The organism is Nonomuraea sp. NPDC049750, from assembly GCF_040659625.1.
Classification (GTDB): domain Bacteria; phylum Actinomycetota; class Actinomycetes; order Streptosporangiales; family Streptosporangiaceae; genus Nonomuraea.
This window is the reverse complement of sequence record NZ_JBFANB010000031.1, coordinates 34,902-50,665: the sequence shown is the minus strand read 5'-3', so window position 1 is coordinate 50,665 and position 15,764 is coordinate 34,902. Positions and strand designations below refer to the sequence as shown.

Genomic DNA, 15,764 nt, shown 5'->3' with positions numbered 1-15,764 from the left:
CTCATGATACTGGTCACCGGTGCGACCGGGAACATCGGCCGCGAGCTCGTCCGCCAACTCGACGAACTCGGCGCGCCGTTCCGCGTCCTGGTCCGCGACCCGGCCCGCGCCGCCACGCTGCCCGAGCGGGCCGAACGGGTCGTGGCCGACCTGAGCGACCCGGCGACGCTGCCGCCCGCCTTCGCCGGAGTCGACCGGCTGTTCCTGCTCACCCCCGGCATCGGCCTCGACCACACCAGGCACGCCGTCGCCGCTGCCCAAGCCGTGGGAGTGCGCCATATCGTGCACCTGTCCTCGTTCAACGTGCTCGGCGACCCGATGCCCGCGATGGGCCGCTGGCACCACGAACGCGAGCAAGCCATCCGGGCCTCCGGCATCCCGGCCACGTTCCTGCGGCCCGGCGGCTTCATGACCAACGCTTTCGACTGGCTGCCCACCATCCACCAGGCGGGCTATGTCCTCGATCCGGTCGGCCCCGGCCGATACGCGCCGATCGACCCCGCCGACATCGCCGCCGTAGCCGCCCTGGCCCTGACCGGCGACGGCCACCAAGGCCAGGAATATGTCATCACCGGCGAGGAACTGTTCACCATCGCCGAACAGGTCAAGATCCTGGCCGCGGCGGCCGGCCGGGACATCACGATCCGGCCGGTGACCACCGCGGAGGAGGCCGTAGCCTCCCGATTCCCCAACGGGGCACCTCCGGCGCTGGCCGAGGCCGTCACCGAGGGGTTCCACCTCATGCGCGCCGACACCGCCGGATTCCGCACCGACACCGTGGAACGCCTGCTCGGACGCAAACCCCGCACCTTTGCCGACTGGTGCGCACGCAATGCCGACGCCTTCCGGACCACCTGATCCGCATGAAGCCGCAGTAGTCCGGGGAGACACCGTCACTGGGACGGCGTCTCTCCGGCTCGGCGCCGATGGGCGCGGCCTGCTGATCAACGGTGGACATGCTCGCCGACGCATGGGAATTCGAACACGACGAGAACAGCGCATCGGCGTGGTTCCGACTGGCCGGACGCGAACGGCAAGGTGATGGCAGAATGTGACCATGCGGCCACCCCGAGCGAGATTCTTTAACACCACCGGTCCGTGCGACCCTCAGCGCCACCACATGCTGCCCCCTGCGGAGCGACTCCCAGAGGCGCGCGAGCTCATCGAGATGGACCGTTATTTCGTGCTGCACGCGCCTCGCCAGACCGGCAAGACGACCGCGCTACGCACCCTGGCGGCCGAGCTGACCGCCGAAGGCGACACCGCCGCCCTGATGCTCTCCTGCGAGCGCGCCAAGTCGGCCGGTGACGACTACGCCGCCGCGGAGACGATCCTGCTGAAGTCCCTCCGCGAAGCCGCCGCGCGTTCGCGGTGGCCAGAGGAGCTGCTGCCTCCGGATCCGTGGCCGCAGGCCCCAGCGGGCACCCGCTTCGGTTCGGCGCTGAGCGAGTGGTGCCGCCGCTGCCCGCGCCGGGTGGTGCTGTTCCTCGACGAGATCGACGCCCTGCAGGGCAACAGCCTGGTCAGCATCCTCAGCCAGCTCCGCGACGGTCACAACGCACGGCCAGAGGGCCAGCCGTTCCCCACGTCCGTGGCGCTGTGCGGGCTGCGCGACCTGCGGGACTACAAGGTCGCCTCAGGCGGCGAACCCAGCCGGTCCAACCCTGCCAGCCCGTTCAACATCGTCGCCAAGTCGCTGCGCCTGGGCGACTTCACCGCCGATCAGATCGCCGAGCTGTACGGCCAGCACACGCGGGCGACCGGCCAGGAGTTCACCAAGGACGCGGTGGACCGGGTCTTCGAGCTGACCCAGGGACAACCGTGGCTGGTCAACGCCCTCGCCAATGAGGTCTCCATTGAGATGGAGATGCGCGGCGCCATCACCACCGCCCAGGTCGACGAGGCCAAGGAGCGGCTGATCCGAGCACGCGCCACCCATCTGGACACACTCGTGGCCCGGCTGCACGAACCCCGGGTGGAGCGGGTGATCGAACCGATCGTGGCGGGAACGTGGCCAGGCACGGACACTTCCTTTGATGATGACGTCTCCTACGTTCATGATCTGGGCCTCATCCGAGGGACCAGGGACCTGGAGATCGCCAACCCGATTTATCGAGAAGTCCTGCTACGGGTTCTGGGCGATCGCACGGAGCGGTTCGTGAAGGCCGATCCGCACAGCTTCGTGCTGCCGGACGGCCGTTTCGACCTGCCGCGCCTGCTGGAGGAGTTCGTCGTGTTCTGGCGCGAACACGGCGAAGTGCTCATCCAGCAGGAGGGATACCACGAAGCCGCCTGCCAGATCATCCTCATGGCCTTCCTGCACCGGCTGGTCAACGGCGGAGGCCAACTCGACCGGGAGTACGCCGCCGGCACCAAGCGCCTGGACGTACTGGTCCGCTGGCCCTACACCGGCCCCGAAGGCGAACGACTGGTGCAACGGGAAGCCATGGAGCTCAAGGTCTGGCGCGCGAAGGGAGACGACCCTAAGCCCGACGGCCTCGCCCAGCTCGACCGCTACCTGGACCGGCTCACCCTCACCACCGGCGTGCTGGTGGTCTTCGACCGGCGACCCGAAGCCCCATCCTGGAAGGAACGAGGCGCTTTCGAGCAGGCGACCACGCCGTCCGGGCGCCAGATCACCCTTCTGCGTGTGTGACGGCCGCCCGAACGACTCACCCGCCGACCGGATATCGATCCTGTCAGCAGCCCCACTCGGACAGCACGACCTCGACGAACCTCTCCGGCTGTTCCAGTGCAGGAAATGCCCCGCCTCCGGCCACACCACGGTCGCCGAGCGAGGGTGTGCGGGCAGGCTCGATCATCGGCCACAGCTGGTGGTCCTCGGTCTCGTGATGGTGGCGCAGGTTCTTGACCAGGAACTCGCGCAGCTCGGCCAGCGCCGCGAGGGGAACGGAGGGCCGGAGCGCGGCTTCGGACAGCAAGGTCGTGGCGCGGCGGTGGAATTCGTGGATGAGGCGGGTCTCGGTGACGGCCACGGCCTCAGTGTTGGTCGGCATGCCGGGAGCGTAGGAGCGGCGGGAGATGGTCGCGTCTACAAACGATGGGCATCCGCCGGCCACAGATCGTATGCCGAATGTATGCACCGGCCGTGAAGGGGCGGTCCGAACCGTCGGCGCTCCCGCTCGTCGGTGCCGGGCAGCACCTCGCTGCCGCGCCAGCCGTCCAGGGCCGTCGCCCGGCCGATCTCCCGGGCCGCGTCGTCCTGGACTCGACGACCAGTCTGCGGTGAATCCATGACCCGGACGCAACTACTGAATGTGTCGGTGCGGAAATGGGGAAGCGGGTGGTACGGCGCGGTCGCGGTTCACCCGCTGCACTGACAGACCCGGACAGGGCACACGCTCATCGGCATGCCCGGTGCCCGGACCGACCGGGGCGTCGCTGGCACCAGTCGCCTGGCTGGACGACGGTGCTCCAGAACGCCCCGCCGGTCGCAGCCGTCGTGTCCGTCCTCGGCCGTGCGGGTCAGTCGACGGACAGCCGGATCGCGGTCCAGGACACTGGCGGCAAGCTTGCCCGCAAGATGCCGTCGGTGACGTCCGCGTCCTTCGCTGCGCTGGGGACGACGCGGTCGGGGTCGTCCATGGTGTTCGTGGCATACAGGTCCTCGTCGGCGAGGGTGTACGACTCCGACACCCGCAAGCCCGGGCGGAAGCCGGCCAGTGAGACCGCCAGGTCGATGCCGTCGGTGAGGTGCCGGTTCACGACGAAGACCGTGACGTCGCCGGTCTCGGCGTCGTGGGTGGCCACGGCGTCGAGGACGGGCACCGAACCGTACCGCGCGGTCGGGTAGCTGGGCGCCTGTGTCTCTACACGCAGCACCTCGCCGCGGGCGAGGCGGGAGGTCAGCGCGAACGGGTGGAAGATCGTCTGCCGCCACGTGGGACCGCCGGGCTCGGTGCGGATCGGGGCGATGACGTTGACCAGCTGAGCCTGGCAGGCGGCGGTCACCCGATCGCTGTGCCGCAGCAGTGAGATCAGCAGGTTGCCCACCACCACGGCGTCGACAACGTTGTAGCAGTCCTCGATGACCCGGGGGGCGACCTGCCAGTCGGTCTCCTGCGTGGCTTGGAAGGCGCTTTGGTACCAGACGTTCCATTCGTCGAAGGAGATCTTGAGCTGCTTGGGGCTCTTCAGCTTGGCGCCGACGCTGTCGGCAGTGGCGGCGACGCTGTTGATGAAGTGGTCCATGTCGACCGCCGAGGCGAGAAAACTGCCCAGGTCACCGTCGATCGGTTCGTAGTAGGCGTGCGCCGAGATGTAGTCGACCGCGTCGTAGGTCAGCTCGAGGACCTCTGCCTCCCAGGCGGCGAAGGTCGGCATCGAGGAGCTGGAACTGCCGCAGGCCACCAGTTCCAGCCACGGCTCGGCGCTGCGCAGTGCCCGGGCCGTCTCCATGGCGAGCCGACCGTACTCTCGGGCGGTCTTGTGCCCGGTCTGCCAGGGGCCGTCGAGTTCGTTGCCGAGGCAGAACATGGTCACACCGTACGGTTCCGCGGATCCGTTGGCCTGGCGCATGAGCGCCAAGCGGGTCCGGTCGGGATGGTTGAGATATTCCTGTACGTCCAGGGCCTCCTGCACGCCGCGGGTACCGAGGTTGACCGCGTACATGACCTCGACGTCGGCCTTGCGCGCCCAGCGCATGAACTCGTCGATGCCGACCTCGTTCGTCTCCAGGCTGTGCCAGGCCAGGTCGCGCCGCACGGGCCGGTCCGCGACCGGGCCGACGCCGTCTTCCCAGCGGTAGCCCGAGACGAAGTTGCCGCCGGGATAGCGCACGAGCGAGACGCCGAGTTCGCGGGTCAGTGCGAGCACGTCAGCACGGAAGCCGTCGGCGTCCGCGGTGGGGTGTGAAGGTTCGTAGATGCCGGTGTAAACGCATCTGCCCATGTGCTCGACGAAGGAGCCGAAGGTGCGGCGGGAAACCGGTGCGATGGTGAAGGCGGGGTTGAGGGTGAGGGTCGCGGAAAGCACGGATCTCCCAGAGATCGAGGGGATGTGGTCATGAGTGGCGTCGGGCGGGAGGTTCACTTGAGGCTGCCCACGGTCAGCCCGCCCTGCCAGTACTTCTGCAGGGTGAGAAAGGTGATGACGAGCGGGATGACGGACACCAGGGAGCCGACGATGATCAGGCTCCAGAGCGACTGACCGCCGCCGTTGTTCGAGCTGGCCAGCTGCGACCACAGGCCGATGCCCACGGTGAGCGGGTACAGCTTCGCGTCGGACAGCATCGTCAGCGGCAGGAAGTAGTTGTTCCAGGTGGAGACGACCGACAGCAGCAGCACGGTCACGACCGCGGGCCGCATCAGCGGCAGCGCCACCTGGAAGAAGGTACGCAGTTCCCCGGCACCGTCGATGTGGGCCGCGTCGAGCAGGTCGTCGGGCACGGACGCCGCGGTGTAGACGCGCATGAGGTAGACGCCGAACGGGCTGAGCAGCGAGGGCAGAATGACCGCCCACACCGTGTCGGTCAGCCCGGCGTTGGACATCATGACGAACGTCGGGATCACCAGGGCGGTCAGCGGCACCATGACCGAGCCGAGCACCAGCGCGAAGACGACGTTGCGCCCACGGAACCTGTACTTCGCGAATCCGTATCCGCCCAGCACCGAGATGATCGTCGCACCGATCCCGCCGGCCAGCGCGTACAGCACCGAGTTGCCCAGCCAGCGCAGGTATTCGCCGTTGTTGAAGGTGAACAGGTCCCGCAGGTTGTCGAACAGGTGGAAGCCGTTGAACCACAGGGCGCCCGTACCGGAGAACAGCCCTTCGGCGTTCTTGGTGCTGGCGACGATGAGCCACCAGACCGGGACGAGAAAGTAGCAGACCAGGGCAAGCATGAGCAGCTTCGCCAAGACGTGGCGGGGACGCCGCCCGCGCCCGGTGGACACATGGCGGGGACTCGACCCGCTCGTGGTGGATGCGGTGCTCACGTGAAGATGCTCCCTCGCTTGCGGGTGAAGAACATGAAGATCGCGACCGCCACGAAGACGACGAATCCCAACGCGAAGGAGATCGCCGAGGCATAGTTGAACTGGGCGTAGGTAAAGGCCAGATTGAAGGCGTAGATGTTGGGTGTGTAGTCCGGCGTCACCGAGCCGTTGGCGATCGGCCCGAGCGCTTGAGGCTCGGTGAAGAACTGCAGGGTGCCGATCAGCGAGAAGATCAGGATGAGCGCGAACGCCGACGACACCATCGGGACCTTGATGCGCAGCGCGATCTGCAGGCTGGTGGCGCCATCGAGCCGGGCCGCCTCGTAGATCGAGGAGTCGATGCCCTTCAAGGCGGCGTAGATGATGACCATGTAATAGCCGGACCACTGCCAGGTGACGACGTTGAGCAGACCGTAGAAGATGTTGCCCTGGCTGAGCATGAACGGCGCCTGGGTGTTGAACAGCGAGAAGATCTGCTCGAGCGGCCCGAAGCTCGGGCTGTAGAGGAAGCCCCACATCAGTGCGCCGATCACCACGGGCACCGCGTACGGCAGGAAGATCATCAGGCGGGAGAAGCGGGCGAGCCGGCCGGTGATTTCGTCGAAGAGGAGTGCCGCCACCAGCGCGACGATCATTTGCAGCGGGATGACCACGAGGCTGAACCGCAGCACCAGCCACAGTCCCGTGAGGAAGGACGGGTCGGTGAACGCGCGGATGTAGTTGTCGATGCCCGCGAAGGTGGTCCCGGTCGCGAGTCCCTTGGTGTAAAGACTCAGGTAGCCCGCGTAGAGCAGCGGCGCTATCAGGAAGACCAGGAACACCACCAGGAACGGCAGGATGAACAGCCAGCCGACGGCGCCACGCCGCGCCAGTCGGCGGCCTGGTGGCGCCGAGGCGGCTCGGTCCCGCGTGCCGGTGCTTGCGCGTAGCGGTGTGGGTGGTGTCGATCGGGTGAGGGCCATGGCGGTTCGCGTCTCCCTTTGCGGCGTCGTCGTGTCACGAGCGAGGGTCGGGCGACCGCCGACTGCGCGGAGCAGAGCAGCGGGCGCCCGTCCGGTCGGCGGATCACTGAACGATGAAGCCCTGGCTCTTGGCGTACTTGACCATGATGTCCTGGAGATCGGTAGCCGCCTGGTCGCCGGTGGTCTTGCCGCTGTTGATCTTCACGATCTGCGCCTGGAGCTGGGCGTAGTAGTAGACCGTGAAGGGGCTGTACGTGGCGCCCTGGTAGGCGTCCCCCGCGGGGAGATAGATGTCCCTGTTCGCCGTCTGGCCGTTGAAGAACTCGACCTTGTTGTTGATGAAAGCGTCGGACTTCAGCACGCTCTGGTTCAGTGGGAAGATGGTCTGCGTCTTCCAGCCGTCGGTCAGCGACGCGTCATCGGCGTAGAGGCCCGTCGCGACCTTGGCCGCGGCCTTCTTGTCCGCGGCCTGCGAGGTCACCGCGAAGGCGGAGCCGCCCCAGTTCACCGAGACCGGCGCGTTGACATCCCACTGAGGCAGCCGCGCCACGGCGAACTTGCCCTTCGACGCGCCGCTGCCCACGCCGGCTCCGGTCAGGTATCCGGGGGCCCAGGCCGCGGAGACGTATGTCGCGTACTTGCCGTTGACGACACCGGCGATGTAGTCGGTGGTGAACTGGTCCGCAGTGCCGACCAGCTTCTTGCCGACCAGGTCGGCCCAGTAGTTCAGCACGTCCTTGGTGGCCTGGTCGTCGAGCTTGATGGTGATGTTCTGCTTGTTCGCCAGGTCGTAGGTGAACGGCTTGGCGCCCTTCTGGATCATCAGGGCGGTCACCACGGCCGGCACGTTGCTGCCGAGATCGCCGAAGAGCGGGCCGCCCGCGGCCTTCACCTTCGCGGCGGCCTCGGCGTAGTCGGCCCAGGTCTTCGGCGGCGTCTTGATCCCGTACTTCTCGAAGACATCCGTGCGGTAGATCATCGCCATCGGGCCGCCGTCGACCGGTATCGCGTACACGGCTTGGCCCTGCGAGACGTCCTTCCAGGCGCCGTCGCTGAAGTTGGCCTTCACCTCGTTGGCGCCATAGGCGCTTATGTCGACCAGGGCGTCCTGGATCTCGAAGCCGACCAACTGGTCGCTCTCCAGCATGATGACGTCGGGCGCGCCCTTCTTCGCCGCGATCGCCGTCTGGAACTTGGCGTACTGGGCGGCGCCCTGACCAGCGTTCGTCCAGCAAACCTGCACGTCGGTGTGCGCGTTGTTGAAGTTGTCGACGACCTTGGCCATGTTCGGGTACCAGGCCCAGACCGTGACGCGGGCGGCATCCGGGCGGACGATCTTGTTGGTGCAGTTCGTCGGCTTGGCCTTGGCGGCGGTGCCACCGCCGTCTCCACCGCTTCCGCAGGCGGCCGCGCCAAGGGCGATGGACGAGATGGACATCGTGACCACAAGACGTCGAAGCGCCATCTTGTTCCTAAAGCTCAATGTTCCGACCTTCCTGGGTCAACTTGCCGGCCTGCGATCCGCGCGGCGGTGCGCACACGATCCCTGCACGCTCGCCTACGGGCGCACTCGGTCGGGAACAATCCGGAGGACCGTGGCCGTCGATGCCACCGGACAGGTTCTCGGCGGATGGAGCATGCAATGTCGCGCTCGCGCGGCGGATGACGCGGGGAGGGGAAGCTCCCACGCTGGGCAAGGTGTGTTGTATGTTGGCATTTGCAGCGCTGCAAAGGACTATGCACTGACCCTCCGGCTCTGGCAAGAGGCAATATCTCCGAAATATGATCGTTACATCAGGGCACATGAGTGCCCCCTACACTCAGGAGGAACCTCGTGCGGGACGCCACGCTGCGTGACGTTGCCGAGCTCGCCGGGGTCTCGCCCCGCACGGTCTCGAACGTGGTCAACGGCTACGCCCACGTGACGGCGGCCACCCGGGAGAAGGTCGAGCGCGCCATCGCCGAGCTCGGCTATCGGCCGAACGTACTCGCCCGCAACCTCGCCAACGGCCGCTCAGGTCAGATCGCGGTCGTCGTGCCGTACCTGGACACCCCGTACTTCGCCGAACTCTTACAGGCCATCATTCCGGCCGCGCGCAAGAGCGGCTACAACGTCCTCATCGACCAGACGGACGGCGACCGGCAGCACGAGGGCGAGCTCATCAGGCGCGGCTCCCGAGGCTTCCTGTTCGACGGCATGATCATCAGCCCGCTCGGCCTGTCCCAGCAGGACCTGTCCGTGCGCGACCTGTCATTGCCCCTGGTCGTGCTCGGCGAACGGGTCTGCGACGGCACGTTCGACCACATCGGAATCGACGACGTCGCCGCCTCGCAGGATGCCGTCTCACATCTGATCTCACTCGGCCGCAAACGCATCGCGGCCATCGGCGACCAGCCGTACGCGACCGGCGAAGCAGCCCAGTTGCGCACGCGCGGCTTTCACAACGCGCACGCCGCAGCCGAGTTGCCGGTCGACGAGTCACTGATCATCAGAACCCCCCGGTTCAACCGGGCCGACGGCGCGACCGCGATGGCCGCGCTCCTTGACCGCGATGACCCTCCCGACGCGGTGTTCTGCTACAGCGACCTGGTTGCCTCCGGCGCCATCCACACCATCCTGGAGCGCGGGCTGCGCGTTCCCGAGGACATCGCCATCATCGGCTACGACGACATCGAGGACGGCCGCTACAGCCACCCCACGATCAGCACGATCTCCCCCGACAAAACCGCCATCGCCCAACTGGCGGTCGAGCGACTGATCATGCGGATCAGCGGCCCCCAGCCGGTTGCCGGCATCGAGCTGCTCGCCAAGCACCGGCTGATCCCCCGCCAGAGCACCCTCGGACGCAGCTAGGAAAGCCCATGCCTCGAGAGCGCCAGAAGATCCGGCAGGACGTGTCGAGATGCCGGGGCGCCGGGCCGAAGCGGCGCGAGCGCAGGACGCGCCGAACGGTCGCGTCGCCGACCATGGCCGAGGGACTGAACGCCTTGTTCACCAGCAGGCGACCACGCCGTCCGGGCGCCAGATCACCCTTCTGCGGGTGTGACGGCCGCCCGAACGACTCACCCGCCGACCGGATATCGATCCTGTCAGCGGCCCCACTCGGACAGCACGACCTCGACGAACCTCTCCGGCTGTTCCAGGTGCAGGAAATGCCCCGCCTCCGGCCACACCACGGTCGCCGAGCGAGGGTGTGCGGGCAGGCTCGCCTCCCACCGCGCGGCCTCCGGCACGTTGTGGACGGCGAGCACCGGGCAGTCGCGCCTGGCCAGGTAGCGCTCCGACTCCCTGCGCACCCCGAACGCGCCGGGCACCGTGTACATCCCGGCGTAGCACTCGGCCAGCACATGGCCCGGCGTGGCGGCCAGTTGCTCGGCGATCGGCCCCGGCAGCGGCCCGAGCTGCCGCGACGCCGCCTCCGCGCCCTCGGCGCGCAACGCCGTCAACCGCCCCGGGATGAGCCGCTCCTCCGCCTCATCCGCGCCATACGCGGGAGCGACGACCACCAGCGCACTGACCAACTCCGGATGCTCGACCGCCAGAGCGGTGACCACCTGGGCGCCCATGGAGTGCCCGATGGCCACCACCGGCCCGTCCAGCAGCGGTACGAGGTCGCCGGCCAGGTCGACGGGCCGGTATCCACGGGCGGGCACCGGGGACCTGCCGTGGCCACGCAGGTCGGGGGCGATCACCCGGCGCTCGCCGAAGTCCAGGGCGCGCCACGTCCGGTGGTCTCCGCCCCAGCCATGCACCAGCAGCAGCGCAGGCCCGTCGTGGCCCCGGATCTCAACGTACGGCTTCATACCGAAGTGGCCCGGATCTCAAGGCTTCAACCGAAGTGGTCCGGGTCTCAACGTGCGGCTTCATATCGAATCCGCTCGAAGCGCGCCGTGCAGCCCTCGCCCGCCAGGTCCTGCACCCAGAACCCGGCGAACGCGCCGGTGAAGCCGAAAGCGCGCATCTGGCCGTCGATGCGCTCGTCGGCATGCTCGTCCGACAGGATCGTCGCGTCCAGCTCAGGACCGTGGTTGAAGCGCACCACCGGCCCGTCGAACTCCACGCGCAGCCTGACCTCGCCCGCCGCGGGGCCGAGCAGGTGTTCGGTGCGGGCTCCCCGGTCACTGCTGGTCAGCACGAGCCCCTCGGTGGTCACCGCGAGATAGAACCAGTTACGCGAGTTGTAGTACGCGGTGATGCCGGCGGACTGATGGACGGTGCCGGGATCGAACCGCATGACCGCCTCCAGCGAGCACTTCTGAGCGGTGACTCGGTGGGCGACCAGGCTCGGGCTGCGCAGTCCGTACGGCGACTGACCGCCGTGCACGGTGAGGCCGCCGTGGTCGGCGGTCAGCCAGTCCGGCGAGGGGGGCCGGCGCAGCGTGCTCCAGTCCTGCTCCAGCCCGTTCCAGCCGTCGGCCGCCGGCCACGGGTGGGCGGGCAGCGCGGGCGCGGCCACCTCCACGGCGGGCACGCCGCCCGCCACGCGCGGCCAGCCGTCCACCCACTCCACCCGCTGCAGCGCGCTCTCGCGGCCGAGTACGCAGGTGCGGTTGTGGTAGGGCCGGGCCACGAGGTGGGCGACGTACCACTCCCCCGCCGGCGTCTCGACGAGGCAGCCGTGGCCCGCCTTCTGCAGCTCCAGGCTCGGGTCGTGGCGCGAGGTGAGCATCGGCCCGGCCGGATCCTCCTCGTACGGCCCCGCCATCGAACGGGAACGCAGCACCGTGACCCCGTGCTCGTACCCCGTGCCGCCCTCGGCCACCATCAGGTAGTACCAGCCGTCGATCTTGTACAGGTGCGGCCCTTCGGTGATGTTGCGGTTGGGCAGCATCAGCTCGGGTTTGCCGCCTTCGAGGGGCTGCAGCTCGATCCCGGCGAACCCGCGTCCGGGGCGGGAGTCGAAGACCATGTTGAGCAACCAGCTCTGCCCGTCCTCGTGGTAGAGGGAGGCGTCGAAGCCGCGGCCGGGCAGCCGGACCGGGTCGGACCACGGCCCCTCGATCGAGGGCGCGGTGACCAGGTAGTTGGCGATGTCCTTGTAGCCGAGGGCGTAGTTGTCCATCACGCCGTAGACCAGGTGGAACAGCCCGTCGTGGTAGGTGAGGTCAGGCGCCCAGACGCCGCCGGAGTCCGGCACGCCGGACAGGTCGAGGTGCCCGCGCTCGGTCAAGATGCCGCCGAGCGGGCGCCAGTTCACCAGGTCGCGGGAGTGGTGGACGCGTACGCCGGGATACCACTCGAAGGTCGAGGTGGCCAGGTAGTAGTCCTCCCCCACCCGCACGATCGACGGGTCGGGGTGGAAGCCGGGTAGGACGGGATTGCGGATCAAGCTCATTCCTCCGAGAAAAGCACGAGTGCTACCTCGCTGTTCACTGACCCTTGAGATACGCGTCGGCCTGCTTGGCCATCTCCGCCTGGAGCTTGGCCAGGCCCGCCCGGTCCAGCGCCTTCTTCAGCTTGTCCAGGCCCTGGTCGACGTCCACCGCGCCGATGAACAGCGGGTTGGCGAACTGCGTCATGGCGGCGGTGACCTGCGCGTTCTCCCGCTTCACCGGCTCAGGGTCAGGGACGAAGCTGGCGTACGGGTCGATGGTGAAGTTGTTGATGTCCTGCGCCCAATCGAACCACTTCGCCTCGGACTCGGTCATCTCCTTGATCCGGCGCTCCAGCTTGGCCCGCCAGGCGAGGGCGAAGCCGGGGAAGGTGTAGGTGGACACCTTCTCGTACTTGTCGTCGCCGACGGGCTTCCAGTCCTTGCCGGGGAGGCCGTAGTTGAGCAGGTCGTGGTTCTCCTTGATCGACGCCCAGTCCTGCAGTTGCATGGCCTTCTCGTTGCTCTGGCCCTTGGCGTTGAGCACGACGAAGTTGTCGCTCTGGAAGGTCTGGTACGGCTTGGCGTTCTCGCCGCCCTTGAGCGGCATCACGTTCGCGATCATCGCGCCGGGGACGTTCTTGGTCAGCTCGGGCAGGGCCGCGGAGGACAGGCCGTCGGTCATGGCCCAGGCGGTGGCGACGCGGCCGGCCTTGAACTGGGAGTCCAGCGCCTTGGAGTCGAGGGTGAGCGCGTTCTTGTTGAACAGCCCGTCCTGGTAGTACTTCCGCACCAGGCGCAGCGCGTCCATCATCCCCGGAGCCTCCCAGAACGGGATCGGGTGGGACGAGCCGGTCTGCTTGCCGTCAGCGGCCAGCACGAAGTTGAGCGACTCGCCGGTGAAGGAGGCGAGGCTCATGTTGGGGTTCTCCCACATGTAGGGGTTGAGCCAGCCGACCGGGTTCCACGCCACCAGCAGCTTGGGCAGCCGGGAGTTCAGCCCGATCGGGGTGATGTCCTTGTTCTTCTGCTTGACGTCGTACCAGAACTTCTCCAGCCCCGCGAAATCCGTGATGTCGCTCATGCCGTACTTGTCGGCCAGGTCCTGGCGGATGCTGAAGTGGTGGAAACGAGCGACCGAGTTGATCTGGGGCAGGCCGTAGAGTTTGCCGCTCCACCGGTTCAACTCGATGATCTTCGGGTCGATCGTGGCGGTCAGGTTGGGGTACTTGCCGCTGGACAGCAGGCTGCTCAGCTCGACGATCGAGCCGCTCGCCGCCAGCTGGGTCATGTTGAGCCAGCGTGCCTGCAGCGCGGTGTCGAACTTCTCCCCCGCGGTGAACTTCAGCAGCGCCTGCTGACCGTAGCTGGTCCACGGGATGAACTGCGGTTTGATGCTGAAGCCCAGGTCGGCCTGGAGCTTCTTATTGACCTCGGCCAGTACGGCGTCCCAGCCGGCCGGCACGTCGCCGGGCAGCAGGAGGCTCAACGCGAGCGCGCCGCCGGCCTGATTGCCGGCGGCCTTCGGCTGGGAGGAGCAGGCGGCGAGGAAAGCGGCTACGGACAGGCCGCCGCCGGCGGCCAGCAGGCCGCGCCGGGACATGGTGGGGTTGGACACGGTAACTCCAGAAGGTGGGGGGATCAGCCTTTGGTGGCGCCGAGGGTGATGCCCTTGACGAAGTAGCGCTGGGCGAAGGGGTAGGCGAGCAGGATCGGCCCGATGGCGACGGTGGTCAGGGCCAGGCGGAGCTGGTAGACGGGAGTGGCCGTCTCGGCCAGCTGCGGCAGCATCTGCGTGAAGGAGATGTTGGAGATCAGGTTCTGCAGCACCAGCGGGAGCGGGAACTTGTGCACATCGTCGATGAACAGCAGCGCCATGAACCAGTCGTTCCAGTAGTGCACGGCGTAGAACAGGCCCACGACGGCCAGGATCGGCTTGGACAGCGGCAACGCGATCGTGAAGAACATGCGCAGCTCGCCCGCGCCGTCGATCTTGGCCGATTCGAAGATCGACTCCGGCAGCTGACGGAAGGCGCTGACCTGGACGAAGACCAGGAAGGGCATGACCAGCAGCGGCAGGATGACCGAGAAGTAGCTGTTCTGCAGGTGCAGATACTGCGTGACCAGTAGGTACAAGGGGACGAGACCGCCGGAGAACAGCATCGGCAGGTAGGAGAAGACGGTCAGCGGCCGGCTGATGCCGGGCACCCGGCGGGCGATCACCCAGCTCAGGCCCGAGGTCACCGCCAGGGACAGCGCCGTGCCCACAACGGTGATGAAGACACTGGCAAGGTAGGCGTCCAGCACCGCGGGACCCGTGAAGATCATTTTGTAGGCGGTGAGGTCGAAATCCGGGAAAAGACTGTATCCGGTCGTGGCCAGCACGGACTCGCTGGTGAACGAGCCCGAGATGATCATCCAGAAGGGGACGGCGCAGGCCAGCACGGCCAGGCCAACACCGATGATGCTGAAGACGGTGAACGGTTCCAGCTTTCTGCCGCTCATAGGATGCTGGTCTCCTTGGAGTACTTGCGCTGGATCAGCACCGCGATCACCACGAGGATGAAGCCGACGACCGACTGGAACAGGCCGATCGCACCGGTGGTGCCGAAGTCGCCGAGCTGGCGCAGGGCGCGGAAGACGTAGGTGTCGATGACGTCGGTGTTCTCGAACAGGGTGCCGTTGTCGCCGATGATCGCGTAGATGGTGCCGAAGTCGCCGTAGAAGATCCGGCCGACCCCCAGGACCAGCAGCACCGCGGCGGTGGGCTTGAGCAGCGGCAGGGTGATGCGCCAGGCCATCTGGGCCCGCGAGGCTCCGTCGATCATCCCGGCCTCGTAGACCTCCTCGGGGATGCCGGTGATCGCGGCCAGGAAGATGACGCTGAGGTAGCCGCCGAGCTGCCAGACCTTCACCACGGTGAGGATCCACGGCCACGGTCCCGGCTCGTTGTACCAGTCCACCGTGGGCAGTCCGAGGCCGGTCATGGCGTCGTTGACCGCTCCTCCCCCGCCGGAGGCCCCGGCGAGCAGGACCTGCAGGATGATGCTGATCACGACCGGGGAGACGAAGTAGGGGAAGAAGACCACGGACTGGGAGGCCCGCTTGAAGAAGGTGCCGCGGATCTCGTTCAGCATGATCGCCAGAAGAATCCCGGCGGCGAGCGTCGCGCCCAGGAACAGCACGTTGAGGAAGAGCGTGTTGAACAGGATCCGCGCCGCGTCCCCGGATTCCAGGAAGTAGGCGAAGTTCGCCAGCCCGTTCCACGGACTGCCGAAGATCCCCAGGTTGACGTCGAACTCCTTGAACGCCACCACCAGCCCGGCCATCGGCAGGTAGTTGAAGACCAGGAAGAAGGCGACCGCCGGCAGCGCGAGCAGCCCGACCGACCAACCCGTACGGGCCGCCGCCTTGCCACGTGTACGGCGTCCGCGTGCGGACGGTCCGGAAGGCGGACTCGTCTGAGGCTCATGCCTCGTCTGTAGCGTGCTCATCACCTAGGTCCCGTCTGAGGGGCAGCAGCTGACTCTCGAAGT

At 67.4% G+C, this 15,764-nt stretch carries 13 protein-coding genes; 3 read left to right on the top strand and 10 right to left on the bottom strand.

What is annotated here, in order from left to right; all coding sequences use genetic code 11:
- The first annotated feature begins 3 nt into the window (after nucleotides 1-3).
- Nucleotides 4-858, top strand: a complete 855-nt coding sequence (locus tag AB0J16_RS47400; RefSeq protein ID WP_358552537.1) for an NAD(P)H-binding protein — start codon at nucleotides 4-6, stop codon at nucleotides 856-858.
- Nucleotides 859-1,120: 262 nt separating this feature from the next.
- Nucleotides 1,121-2,656 carry an AAA family ATPase gene (locus AB0J16_RS47395; protein WP_358552535.1) on the top strand — a complete coding sequence of 512 codons (1,536 nt, stop codon included), beginning with the start codon at nucleotides 1,121-1,123 and terminating at the stop codon, nucleotides 2,654-2,656.
- Between the two features lie 43 nt (nucleotides 2,657-2,699).
- Here AB0J16_RS47395 and AB0J16_RS47390 read toward each other — a convergent pair whose 3' ends face one another.
- The 5 genes from AB0J16_RS47390 to AB0J16_RS47370 form a co-directional block, all read right to left on the bottom strand.
- A complete protein-coding gene (locus AB0J16_RS47390; RefSeq protein WP_358552533.1) occupies nucleotides 2,700-3,017 on the bottom strand; it encodes a hemerythrin domain-containing protein in 318 nt (105 codons plus the stop codon).
- A gap of 469 nt (nucleotides 3,018-3,486) precedes the next feature.
- The gene (locus AB0J16_RS47385; RefSeq protein ID WP_358552531.1) at nucleotides 3,487-4,995 is read right to left on the bottom strand and encodes an alpha-N-arabinofuranosidase; all 1,509 of its coding nucleotides are present in this window, start codon (nucleotides 4,993-4,995) and stop codon (nucleotides 3,487-3,489) included.
- A gap of 53 nt (nucleotides 4,996-5,048) precedes the next feature.
- Nucleotides 5,049-5,954, bottom strand: coding sequence for a carbohydrate ABC transporter permease (locus tag AB0J16_RS47380; protein WP_358552529.1), 906 nt, complete (start codon nucleotides 5,952-5,954; stop codon nucleotides 5,049-5,051).
- The gene (locus tag AB0J16_RS47375; RefSeq protein ID WP_358552527.1) at nucleotides 5,951-6,916 is read right to left on the bottom strand and encodes a sugar ABC transporter permease; all 966 of its coding nucleotides are present in this window, start codon (nucleotides 6,914-6,916) and stop codon (nucleotides 5,951-5,953) included. The genes AB0J16_RS47380 and AB0J16_RS47375 overlap by 4 nt, the downstream gene beginning before the upstream one ends.
- Nucleotides 6,917-7,019: 103 nt before the next feature.
- Nucleotides 7,020-8,354: an extracellular solute-binding protein gene (locus AB0J16_RS47370; protein ID WP_358552525.1), complete on the bottom strand. Its 1,335-nt coding sequence runs from the start codon at nucleotides 8,352-8,354 to the stop codon at nucleotides 7,020-7,022.
- Nucleotides 8,355-8,750: 396 nt separating this feature from the next.
- On the opposite strand from AB0J16_RS47370, the gene AB0J16_RS47365 reads away from it, so the two are divergent.
- Entirely contained in the window at nucleotides 8,751-9,770 is a 1,020-nt protein-coding gene (locus AB0J16_RS47365; RefSeq protein WP_358552523.1) for a LacI family DNA-binding transcriptional regulator, read from the top strand.
- Between the two features lie 236 nt (nucleotides 9,771-10,006).
- Here AB0J16_RS47365 and AB0J16_RS47360 read toward each other — a convergent pair whose 3' ends face one another.
- Genes AB0J16_RS47360 through AB0J16_RS47340 form a run of 5 tightly spaced genes read right to left on the bottom strand, consistent with a single transcriptional unit; the run spans nucleotide 10,007 to nucleotide 15,722 of the window.
- Nucleotides 10,007-10,720 carry an alpha/beta hydrolase gene (locus AB0J16_RS47360; RefSeq protein WP_358552521.1) on the bottom strand — a complete coding sequence of 238 codons (714 nt, stop codon included), beginning with the start codon at nucleotides 10,718-10,720 and terminating at the stop codon, nucleotides 10,007-10,009.
- A gap of 47 nt (nucleotides 10,721-10,767) precedes the next feature.
- The gene (locus AB0J16_RS47355; protein WP_358552519.1) at nucleotides 10,768-12,246 is read right to left on the bottom strand and encodes a glycoside hydrolase family 43 protein; all 1,479 of its coding nucleotides are present in this window, start codon (nucleotides 12,244-12,246) and stop codon (nucleotides 10,768-10,770) included.
- A 40-nt stretch (nucleotides 12,247-12,286) separates the two neighbouring features.
- Nucleotides 12,287-13,846 (bottom strand): DUF3502 domain-containing protein, encoded by a 1,560-nt coding sequence (locus AB0J16_RS47350; RefSeq protein WP_358552517.1) that lies wholly within the window; start codon nucleotides 13,844-13,846, stop codon nucleotides 12,287-12,289.
- Between the two features lie 23 nt (nucleotides 13,847-13,869).
- Entirely contained in the window at nucleotides 13,870-14,733 is an 864-nt protein-coding gene (locus AB0J16_RS47345) for a carbohydrate ABC transporter permease (RefSeq protein WP_358552515.1), read from the bottom strand.
- Nucleotides 14,730-15,722, bottom strand: coding sequence for an ABC transporter permease subunit (locus AB0J16_RS47340; protein WP_358552513.1), 993 nt, complete (start codon nucleotides 15,720-15,722; stop codon nucleotides 14,730-14,732). Before AB0J16_RS47340 ends, AB0J16_RS47345 begins: the two co-directional genes overlap by 4 nt.
- Nucleotides 15,723-15,764 lie beyond the last annotated feature (42 nt).

What these genes read in the sequence shown, in the direction of transcription:
- AB0J16_RS47370 (WP_358552525.1), bottom strand. Translation starts at nt 8,354, where the DNA reads ATGTCCATCTCGTCCATCGCCCTTGGCGCGGCCGCCTGCGGAAGCGGT.
- AB0J16_RS47400 (WP_358552537.1), top strand. Translation starts at nt 4, where the DNA reads ATGATACTGGTCACCGGTGCGACCGGGAACATCGGCCGCGAGCTCGTC.
- AB0J16_RS47340 (WP_358552513.1), bottom strand. Translation starts at nt 15,722, where the DNA reads ATGAGCACGCTACAGACGAGGCATGAGCCTCAGACGAGTCCGCCTTCC.
- AB0J16_RS47390 (WP_358552533.1), bottom strand. Translation starts at nt 3,017, where the DNA reads ATGCCGACCAACACTGAGGCCGTGGCCGTCACCGAGACCCGCCTCATC.
- AB0J16_RS47345 (WP_358552515.1), bottom strand. Translation starts at nt 14,733, where the DNA reads ATGAGCGGCAGAAAGCTGGAACCGTTCACCGTCTTCAGCATCATCGGT.
- AB0J16_RS47375 (WP_358552527.1), bottom strand. Translation starts at nt 6,916, where the DNA reads ATGGCCCTCACCCGATCGACACCACCCACACCGCTACGCGCAAGCACC.
- AB0J16_RS47395 (WP_358552535.1), top strand. Translation starts at nt 1,121, where the DNA reads ATGCTGCCCCCTGCGGAGCGACTCCCAGAGGCGCGCGAGCTCATCGAG.
- AB0J16_RS47360 (WP_358552521.1), bottom strand. Translation starts at nt 10,720, where the DNA reads ATGAAGCCGTACGTTGAGATCCGGGGCCACGACGGGCCTGCGCTGCTG.